The sequence below is a fragment of the Dapis hubbardiae BLCC-M172 genome (assembly GCF_050016015.1).
Taxonomy (GTDB): domain Bacteria; phylum Cyanobacteriota; class Cyanobacteriia; order Cyanobacteriales; family Microcoleaceae; genus Trichodesmium.
In genome coordinates this window covers 1-10,552 of sequence record NZ_JBNHEQ010000065.1, presented here as the reverse complement: position 1 = coordinate 10,552, position 10,552 = coordinate 1, and the positions used below count along the sequence as shown (strand labels likewise).

At 33.6% G+C, this 10,552-nt stretch carries 6 protein-coding genes; 3 read left to right on the top strand and 3 right to left on the bottom strand.

The window, feature by feature from the left end; genetic code table 11:
- Window positions 1-225: 225 nt before the first annotated feature.
- The 3 genes from ACP6PK_RS06700 to ACP6PK_RS06690 form a co-directional block, all read right to left on the bottom strand.
- Window positions 226-558, bottom strand: a complete 333-nt coding sequence (locus ACP6PK_RS06700) for a hypothetical protein (RefSeq protein ID WP_426558849.1) — start codon at window positions 556-558, stop codon at window positions 226-228.
- Between the two features lie 345 nt (window positions 559-903).
- On the bottom strand, window positions 904-1,587 hold the full coding sequence (locus ACP6PK_RS06695) for a hypothetical protein (RefSeq protein WP_426558847.1): 684 nt from the start codon (window positions 1,585-1,587) through the stop codon (window positions 904-906).
- The gene (locus ACP6PK_RS06690) at window positions 1,587-1,937 is read right to left on the bottom strand and encodes a hypothetical protein (protein ID WP_426558845.1); all 351 of its coding nucleotides are present in this window, start codon (window positions 1,935-1,937) and stop codon (window positions 1,587-1,589) included. Before ACP6PK_RS06690 ends, ACP6PK_RS06695 begins: the two co-directional genes overlap by 1 nt.
- Window positions 1,938-2,403: 466 nt before the next feature.
- Here ACP6PK_RS06690 and ACP6PK_RS06685 point away from each other — a divergent pair, with 466 nt between their 5' ends.
- The 3 genes from ACP6PK_RS06685 (at window position 2,404) to ACP6PK_RS06675 (ending at window position 9,845) form a co-directional block, all read left to right on the top strand.
- A complete protein-coding gene (locus ACP6PK_RS06685) occupies window positions 2,404-4,746 on the top strand; it encodes a TIGR03032 family protein (RefSeq protein WP_426558843.1) in 2,343 nt (780 codons plus the stop codon).
- A gap of 2,831 nt (window positions 4,747-7,577) precedes the next feature.
- Complete coding sequence (locus ACP6PK_RS06680) at window positions 7,578-8,978, top strand: protein kinase domain-containing protein (protein ID WP_426558841.1); 1,401 nt, start codon at window positions 7,578-7,580, stop codon at window positions 8,976-8,978.
- A 210-nt stretch (window positions 8,979-9,188) separates the two neighbouring features.
- On the top strand, window positions 9,189-9,845 hold the full coding sequence (locus tag ACP6PK_RS06675; RefSeq protein WP_426558839.1) for a DUF1295 domain-containing protein: 657 nt from the start codon (window positions 9,189-9,191) through the stop codon (window positions 9,843-9,845).
- The last annotated feature ends 707 nt before the right edge of the window (window positions 9,846-10,552 follow it).

Here is a 10,552-nt window from a genome sequence, read left to right as displayed (position 1 = left end):
TATCCAAGGGGAGGCTTCAAGGCGCGAATTATTTAATTATTAATTATTAATAATTGGGTAACGCACCTGTCTCTGAGTCAAGAGACAGGAGTAAGTAGGGAGTAGCGATCGCTAATCCCTGAAGTTCCTTATTTAGTTAATCAGTTCGTCGTGAAGTTGGTACGATAATGGTATCGACTAGCTTGCGTCTGAATAGTCGGTGTATTAGAATGAAATAAAATAATTCTACAATACAATGAACTCTTCTTCACTAAGTTTCATTATTCTAGCGTCTTCATGCAGTCCGATCTCTCTGCTTCCTACCCCCTTCCTCGCTTCCAAACATCGTATCCCTTCTTCACCATGGTTATCTGCATACTCTCTAAGGAATCTTATGGCAAATCGAGGGTCTTTGGCAAACATAGAATCGAAATCGGAAGATGAGGAAGATAATTCAGAGCGCAGCGGTGTCGATAAAGGCGAAAGAGAGTTAGGAGTAGTAGGGAGAGGTTCTGTGGATTCCAGGTAGGATAAAGTTTGAAGGTCTTTGGCTTGGTGTTGTGTTTTTTGAGTGGACATTTTTTTTCTTTTTTTTTAGGTCGTTCTGTTATATAAGTTTACACCACAATATTGACCTCCTGCACCCCTTTTTTCCAATCTTTACTAGATTTTCACATAATATTGAGTCCCTATGTAGTTTCATGGTTAGGTTGCTTCGGGTTCACCTAAAATGAAAGAAGGAGTCAGAAATATTGTAGGGGCGGGTTGAACCGGAAGCTTTGATAGCAGCAATTAAGTCTACTAAACCCGCCCCTTACAGCAGGTTGCTGAATGGCGATCGCGTGAGGTTGTGTATTAGACATTTTGAAATACCAGAGATTTATAGGCAGCAACAACAGATTTTATTACCCCAATAATTTTTGTTCAATCTAAAATTTCTAAGGAAACAGCAGCATAGCGGAAGATATAAGGTCTGCAGTCAGTTTCTCGGCCGGGAAATGATTCGCCAAAAAATGCGATATAGCAATCAAAATCTAAAATTTCATCGCTATACCAGCAGTGTACAACAATTCCATATTCTCCAGTGTGAGGCAGCTTTACTTTCGTACCCGGTTCAATATATTCTTTATTTTTACAGCGTTTTCCTTGGGGGCGTTCTCCTCCATGATAAGCATAAACTCCATACCCATCAACAAATTCCAGAGCATATTTACCCTCAGCATGAAGCAAATTTTGTTGATAAAATGACAATTTATAAGGTCGATCGCAAGCAATACAGACATTTTCAAATTGAAAGATAAAACCACAGCATTGTATTAATTCTTGAATAACTTCCCATTTTTTCTGATCGGACTCTAAACCGATAACCGATATGCAAAAGTCGAACATAGAAGCCGAATTAGACCAATTTGTAGGTATAATTAGACCATCCAATAATTTGAAAATCTCTGAATATTTAAGGTCTAAATAGTTGCTATCATCTCTATATAAATCTTTAATTATTTGAGTTTTTACACAATTTTTAATACCGCCAGGACAGTGAAAAGCTTTTGGATTATTATCTCTATTGAGGTGATTGGGATACCCTGGATAATTAATTTGATTCATTAATTTGTAGGTTTGTCAATTTGTCTTTCTATTAGATGATCAAGATGAGTGAAAACCCTTTTATCAAATTTACCACTAATGTCTTTTCCTAAGTATGTCTTTAAGTTTTTAATCTCTAAAATTTCTTTAATTGCTGCAAAAGGGTTGGAAAAAAAAATAATTTCAGGTTCAGGAAAGTCACTCGCTTTATAAGCAGCTCTAATTGCTGCTTCAACTTTTTCTCGATCAATGGGTTGGGTTAGTGTTGCTATTGCCTTCCATTTTTCTATATACTTTGGAAGGAATATTTCTTGTTCTGGAGATAACTCATAAACGATATGTTTTGGCATTTTACTTACACGTTTTGGCATGGGTTTAAGAATAGTCTCAAGGTATTTAATTTGAATTAAACAAGACACACAAACCAGACAAGAAACCGGGTTTATTGCCCTAATTTGTTGTTCAAACGAATTTTTCTAAATAAACCCGGTTTCTGCGTAAGTCCTATTATATTGTAGTTGGGGTACTATAAAATATCTAAATTTTTACTCTTATACCAATTACCATGCATTAATGCTATACTTGATTAACACTTCAGTTATTAAGTAATTCTTGGTATAATCACCTTTTTGCTTATTTGAGGCAAGTTAATGTTAATTATTCTTGTCTTTACTTCTCCCGTACGGACGTTGCATGCAACGTCCCTACACTCCCCTACTCCCCTACTCAATCAAATGTAGAAAAGTTTTTGAGAAATGGTATTATTCCGGATTTTTAGCTCAATTCATTGTTTAATAAATTTATACCTAATTTTGATAACTGATAACTGAAAAGACCATGAATAATCAAACTGATGCTCCTGTTAATACTGACAATTATTTATTAAGAAGTGTACATACAAATAATTTCCCTAATATTTTAGACCAGTTAGGCATATCTTTAGTTGTTTCAACTTATCAAGCAGGTAAATTAATTGTATTGCGTGCGGATAATGGAGTAATTAATACTCATTTTCGGACCTTTAATAAACCGATGGGATTAGCAGCAACTCACGAAAAAATTGCCCTGGGAACTGCTTATCAAATTTGGGATTTTCGGAATGTTCCAGCAGTGGCAGGAAAAATAGAACCTGCTGGTAAACATGACGCTTGTTATTTACCACGAAATATTCATATAACTGGCGATATTGATATTCACGAAATGGCTTGGGCGAAGGATGAATTATGGTTTATTAATACTCGTTTTTCTTGTCTTTGTACTCTCGGTCATCCTAATAGTTTTGTGCCGAGATGGCGACCTCCTTTTATCACTGGATATGACTTAACAGACCGCTGTCATTTAAACGGACTTTGTTTAAAAAATGACCAGCCAAAATATGCGACTGCTTTGGGAGAAACTGATACTTCAGCAGGGTGGAGAAAGAATAAAGCTAATGGTGGAATATTAATGGATATAGAAACAAATGAAATCTTAATGCGGGGTTTATCTATGCCTCATTCTCCGAGATGGTATCAAGAACAATTATGGTTATTAGAATCGGGAAATGGTAGTCTGGCAAAAGTCGATTTAAACGACAGAAAATTAGAAACAATTGCTAAGTTACCTGGGTTTACTCGTGGTATAGATTTTTGGGGAAATTTAGCATTTATTGGTTTGTCTCAAGTTCGAGAAACTGCTGTTTTTAGTGGGATGCCTATTACTCAACTTCAAGAAAGAATTTGTGGTGTTTGGGTGGTAAATATTTTAACTGGAGAAACTGTGGCATTTTTGAAGTTTGAAGCTGGAGTTCAGGAAATATTTTCTGTGGCAGTTTTGCCAAATATTCGCTTCCCGGAAATTATTGAATGGAATGAAAATTTATTAGCTAGTTCTTATGTTTTACCAGATGAAGCTTTAGCAGAAACAGTAAAACCAACTTCAGAAATAGCTATGGCAGAGACTCATTTAGTTAAAGGAAATCAGTTATATCAAGAAGGTAAATTAGTAGAAGCTATTAATGAGTATCACGAATGTCTGAAGTTACAACCAGATTTGACTAGAGCTAAATATAATTTGGGAGTAGCTTTAGGAGACAATCAACAATATGAAGCAGCAATTAATTTTTTACAACAGGTAATTAATACAGAACCAGATAATGCCGATGCTCACAATAGTCTTGCTTATGCTTATAGTCAAAAAGGTGAGTTAGAAAAGGCAATTAAACATTATGAAAAGGCAATTAATCTCAACGGTAGTTTTGCCAAAGCACATTTTAATTTAGGCATGACATTGTTGAAAAATGGAGATTTAAAACGGGGATTTGCAGAATGTGAATGGCGGTGGGAAACATCAGAATTTACTCCCTTTCAATGTCCTCATCCCCGATGGAAAGGGGAAGATATTAGCAATAAAATTTTATTAGTTCATACGGAGCAAGGAGCAGGAGATGCTATTCAATTTATTCGTTATATTTCTGTAGCAGCAAAACGTTGTCAAAGTATTATATTAGTATGTCCGCCAGAGTTAATTCCTTTATTTAAAAATGTGCCAGGAATTGATAAATTAATGCCACCCGGAGAACTACAATTATCAGAATTTGATATCTATACACCTTTAATGAGTTTACCTTACATTTTCAGCACAACTTTAGAAACAATTCCTGCCAATATTCCCTATCTCCAATCAACAAATAGTAATCATATAAATCTGACGGATACTGAATATAAAGTAGGGATTGTTTGGGGTGGTAGTCCTACTCATAAAAATGATTGTAATCGTTCTTGTAAAATAACAGAATTTTTGCCTATTTTGCAAGTTCCAGGAGTAAAATTTTACAGTTTGCAAAAAGGAGAACGTAGTCAAGAATTAACTCAAATTTATGACAATATTCAGATAGAAGATTTAAGTTCTCAGTTAAATAATTATGCCGATACAGCAACAGTAATAAATCAATTAGATTTGGTAATTACTGTTGATACTTCCGTGGCACATTTAGCAGGAGCATTAGGTAAAAATGTATGGACTTTGTTATGTTTTAATCCTGATTGGCGTTGGTTACAAGAAGGAGAAAATACTCCTTGGTATCCAACGATGAAATTATTCCGTCAGTCTCAGTCAAAAGATTGGCAAGAAGTAGTTGAAAAAGTGCAGGCGGAGTTGTGGAAAATTATCGGCAAAAAAATGATTATAAGTGTGGAATAGGAGCTTAAATAAAGGTGTTAGATCAAGTCCGGTTAAACAGTGATAGATTGCTTAAGTCTTTAGGAGTCAGGAGTCAGGAGGGGAGAAAATTAAAAAGATTGAGTAGTTATGACGATTTGAGATTTTTTTATGTTCAATCAAGCGGATTTGATATTAGGAGCTGAAAGCCATCAAAAGAATTAATTTTTAAGTTATTTATTGATAACTGAAATAATCTTTTTCACCCAGCACCTATTTAGAGATTGTTTTTCAGTAATTAAAAATTAATAATTAATAATCCCCTACTTTTAAGAAAGGAATTAACTCAAAGGAAATTTTTTTATTTTATCCCCTTAAAAGGGAATGTTTTAAACCTGAATTGTTGAATTATAGTAATCCTAAATGATTTGTGAGAGAAAGCTGTAGGAGTTTGGTTACCAAATCCCATTTATGTACTTGGTTTGGAGACCAAAACTCTACGATAAAATCTTACAACATAAGTGCGGATTACTATATTAATTATTAACTATTAATTATTAATTATTCGGTCAGGGAAATATAAAAAAGGGAATAGGGAATAGGTATGGAGGGAATAGGGAAGAAGACATAACTATACTTTCTATTTATCAGGATAACTTTAGAAGTATAAATACAGATACATTACTCTGTCAAGCTTATTTTAATCCCTGGACTTATGCTAACTTTTATATTTTGTCGAGCCATAATCTCTTAATACTTGTTTGACCGAAAAATTAAGGTATAAAGCCTCTTCATTTATGGAGAAAAAGCGGTCTAGGGATGGCGAGTTTTCTTAGCTATATCCAATCGAATAAGAGAATAAAAAAGATCCTTTTAGTCAATCCTTCTATTATAGAAGAGGTAATTATTAATTATTAATTGTCGAAAAACAGTATATTAATTTTATTAGTTTACTTTAGGGGTTTTGGTCACCAAATCCCTACTTTAGTTATGAGCATATTTATATTTTGGATATTTTTCCTAAACTCCCTAATAGCTAACACTAAATCTGATTGTCAAAATACACTTAATAATTCTTAGTTATATCAAGTCCAGTTAAATAGTTATCATTGTGAAAGTTGACAATCAATCCCAAGGTCTTTAAGAGACTGTTTGTAAAATAAGTATTAATAAAAAAGTTTCATAACTCAATCAACTAGCTTGAATAAAGCAAGAGATTGAAATAACTCTACAGAAGGAGGAGGTATGACTATTCATACTCAATCAGATAAGAGTGAATTTATTGATAACAAATAATTATTTTTTTGCCTATTTCCTATTCCCACCTTCTGTGTTCCCACCTTCTGTGTTCCCTATCTTCTTTTTTTATATTTCCTGATACATTCAACCTCTAAGATTCTTTCTTTCCACTCCGTTCCATTCGCAATGATCCTTGTAGTAACTAATTAGTCGAATATAATAGGGTGCATCTCATATTTGCCAAAATACTTTTTTCCTCCATACCTCCATACCTCCATACCTGTTCCCACCTTCTGTGTTCCCTAAAAGCGATAAATTTTTGGCTTTCTTCACGCATTGAGATGCACCCATATAATAAGTTTAGGTTCATAGAGAAATGGTATAAGGTTGAAAATTTAAGTTAGTATTTACTTGTCATGTACAAAGGAATTTTTTACAAGTCAGGTAAGCATTTCCTTTCCTGCGGAATGCTGCGCAAACGGAATGCTGCGCAAACAGCCATCAGCTATAAGCTATATTACCTTTAAAGAAGAAAAAAACAATTGAGAGATTTCTAATAATTATTTGAAAATGTGGTAGAAATTAAATGAAGACTTGCTTGATTCATTTTTATTGCTGAGAGCTTATCGGTAATAGCTGAATGCTTACCAAATAAGATTCCTACTATAGTATTTTCAAATGAGATGTAAATCTAGATGGAGGTTTATTCTAAGAAAAAAGTGCTGTCTTGAGTATTCCATATCCTAGATTTTTACTACTATTTAATCCTGTTTTTCCTTCTTGACTATTCCCTATTCCCTTTTTCATAGGATTTGGTTTCCATATTCCAAATAAAAACGTTATATAATAGTGCTATTTGGGTTGTTTCAATAATTGATAATTGATAATTGATAATTGATAATTACCTCTCCCTAAAACGGATTGGATTGAATAAAAGGAAAATTTTTTCTCTCTTGGTCGATTGGATATGGCGAGGAGACCTCGCCATCCCATCCTACGGACTGCTCCGCTTTCCGACCGCTGTCTTGGTTGATTGGATATGGCGAGGAGACCTCGCCATCCCTCAACCGCTTTTTCTCTTGAAATAGAAAGCTTTAAACCTTAATTATTCGGTAGAAAATATCCACAAAACAAGGCTAAAAGTTTTATACTCTTTAACCTATGACTTGGAATTTTTTACAAATCATTTAGGATAGTTATATTAGCATTGTATAAAAAAATATTTAAATAAAATAACATCATGTCCGGATAATTAGCGATAAAAAAAATTTCTACTCCATATACCAGATAACTTCAAAACAAGGCTAAAAGTTTTATACTCTTTAACCTATGACTTGGAATTTTTTACAAATCATTTAGGATAGTTATATTAGCATTGTATAAAAAAATATTTAAATAAAATAACATCATGTCCGGATAATTAGCGATAAAAAAAATTTCTACTCCATATACCAGATAACTTCCTCCTGTTCCCTCCTTACTTCAGACTTTTCCGTTGTTATTTATAACTATTCAAGCAGACATGATATAACACCGAAGTTGTAGCACTGAAATTGCAATTTGTGTAAAAAAATTTAGTTAATCTTCTGCCTTATTCTATATTCTTTCTTTCTTCAAATTAACACTTAACAAATATGACTACTTGTACAAACTGCGGACATAAAAATACTATTACCTCCCATTTTTGCTCTAATTGTGGTGCTTCTTTAGAGGAAATAAAACCCTCTCAAACAGAATTTAAAGAATTAAAACCAGGAATTAAATTAAGAAACCGCTACATAATTATTCGCCAAATAGGTCAAGGAGGATTTGGCAAAACTTACTTGGCGGAAGATACAGGTAGATTTAATCAAGCAGTAGTTTTAAAACAATTAACTCCCGGAAATAAAGGTACAAATTTTATTCAAAAAGCTGAGGAACTTTTCCAACGCGAAGCAATGACATTACATCAAATTAATCATCCTCAAATTCCGCGTTTCTGGGAATTTATTCGGGAAAATAAATGTTTATTTTTGGTGCAAGATTTTATTGAAGGGCAAACATTAGAATCTTTACTAAATCAACGTCGAAAACAAGGTAATTTTTTTAGCGAAGTTGAAATAACTGACTTTATACGTCAAATTTTACCAGTTTTAAGTTATTTACATGGTCAAGGAATTATTCATCGAGATATTGCTCCTGATAATATTATTTATCGCATAGAAGATGGTTTGCCAGTTTTGATAGATTTGGGTGGAGTAAAACAAATTGCTGCTGAAGTTTCCCACAAAGCAGATAGTTCAAAAAATGTTGTTTCTGCTGGTACTAAATTAGGTAAATTTGGTTATGCTCCTGACGAACAAATGCGCTTAGGAATTGTTGCGCCCCATAGCGATTTATATGCTTTAGCAGTAACTTGTTTAGTATTAATGACTGGTAAATTTCCCTCGGAATTAATTAATGCAAAAACAATGGAGTGGCAATGGAGTCAGGAATTAAAATTAAGTCCGAAGTTTGAGGGAATTTTAAATAGAATGTTAGCTCCTATTCCTGGCGATCGCTTCCAGTCAGCAGAGGAAATATTAGTACAATTACAACTTCCAACTCCAGAAATTATTGCACCAACTCAAATCAGTAAAACGGAGAAAAAAAATCAAAAAATTCAGACAAAAACAGCTTTAGTTACTATTCCAGAATCAGGGAATATTATTCATAATTCTAATGAAGTACCAGAAGAAATTCTTGATTGGAGTTGGGGAGGATTTTTATTACCTGGTTTTTGGTGTCTAACTAATCATGTTTGGGTAGGATTAATTGCTTGGATTGATTTAAGTTTGATCACCTTTGGTATGGGATGGTTACTTACAGGAATAGTTCTAGGTTTTAAAGGAAATGAGTGGGCTTGGAAAAGTCGGCAATGGAAAAGTATTTCTGAATTTAAAAAACATCAGAGAATGTGGGCGACTATCTCTTTCTTATTAATGTCGAGTATTGCAATTATTGGAATTTTAGTAATTTTATTTGTGTTTGTTATTGCTGCCATTATTGCTGGGTAGATTAATTTGGAATTAGGGAAAAATGAACAGGGCTGAGATTTGGTCAATTTTATTATTAATAAATACCATCTAAGTACAGAAACTGGTTGAGCTGAAAACCTTGAAAAATTAGTGATGCAGTCCGACAAACTTGTCCTACTTGTTGATTTTATTTATGCTCACCTTTATAATATAACTCAAGTTTTTTTGAGAGTACAAATATCACTCATTATGAAAGCAAAACATCCAATTAATTTCCACAAAGCCACGACATTTATATTTGTATTGGCACTAATGGTAGCCTACCAAAACTTTACTTTAGCTCCTTGGGTTTATCTCGCTCTACATGGCACCTATGGAATTTTATGGTTACTAAAAGACCGTATCTATCCAGACAAACAATGGGAACAAGAAATTCCTATCTGGTTAGGCATTGTTACTTTTGCCTTATTATCTTTATATTGGGTAGCTCCCTACATTTTAATTAGCAGTGGAACTGAACCTCCAATACCGTTACTAGCTGCTGCAATTTCTCTGAATATTTTTGGCGTTTTCTTCCACTACACTAGCGATGCTCAAAAATATTATACCCTCAAATATCAACCAGGATTAATCACAGAAGGATTCTTTGCTCGCTGCCGAAATACTAACTATTTAGGAGAAGTATTTATCTATCTTTCCTTTGCAATGTTAGCCCAACATTGGCTACCTTATTTAATTCTAGGAGTATTTTTTGCCGGAGTATTTATTCCTAATATGTTGAAAAAAGATAAATCTCTATCTCGTTACCCAGAATTTGCAGAATATAAAGCTAATTCAGGTTTAATTATTCCTCAGCTATTTGGTGATAATTCTCTTAACCAAGAAGCTCAAAAAGTTAGTGAATAAAAGGATATTCAACTGATTAGATAAAATATTTTAGGGAGGTTCTATGGAATCTTCTTAGTCCTGAGTATCTTTCCTAGGAAATAGAAAAGTATCTTCCAACAATTAGTTAGGGTTTGCTGAAAAAGTATTTTTTAAGGAGTAGAGGAGTAGTACGGACGTTGCACAGGCAAAAATGCGTTTTCCGTTCCGGAATGCTCCGCAAACATATTGCGCAGCAAAACGTCCGTACGGCAGTAATTTTTTTCCCAACTCTTGCTGAAAATACCTTCCTTTTTGATTTTTCGGGAACCGTGCATTAAGAGCTGAAAACCTGGTACTTTTTAGCAACCTAAAAAAGCTCATACCTTTATCTGTAAATACTTTGAGATTTAATCAGCAAGCCCTAGTTATAAAAAAGTCTTTGTTTGTAGTTGCGCTTTAGTGCCAAATATATGTCTAGCAATGAAGCGCAACTACGAGCCAAAATCAGTGTTTTACTAATAGCGTATACCCCGTATAAGAAGCAAGATAATTAATAATTTTAGATGATATTAATCACATTTAATTGATTACCAAAAAATTCAGGTATAGAGCCTCTCCATTAATGGATAAAAAATCAAAAAATTCCTTTTAGCTAATCCTCTTCTTTATCAGAAGAGGTAATTATTAATTGTTAATTATAGCGTTTCTCAAGCTTATGAGGTACACAAGCTCTTTAATTTCTTTTC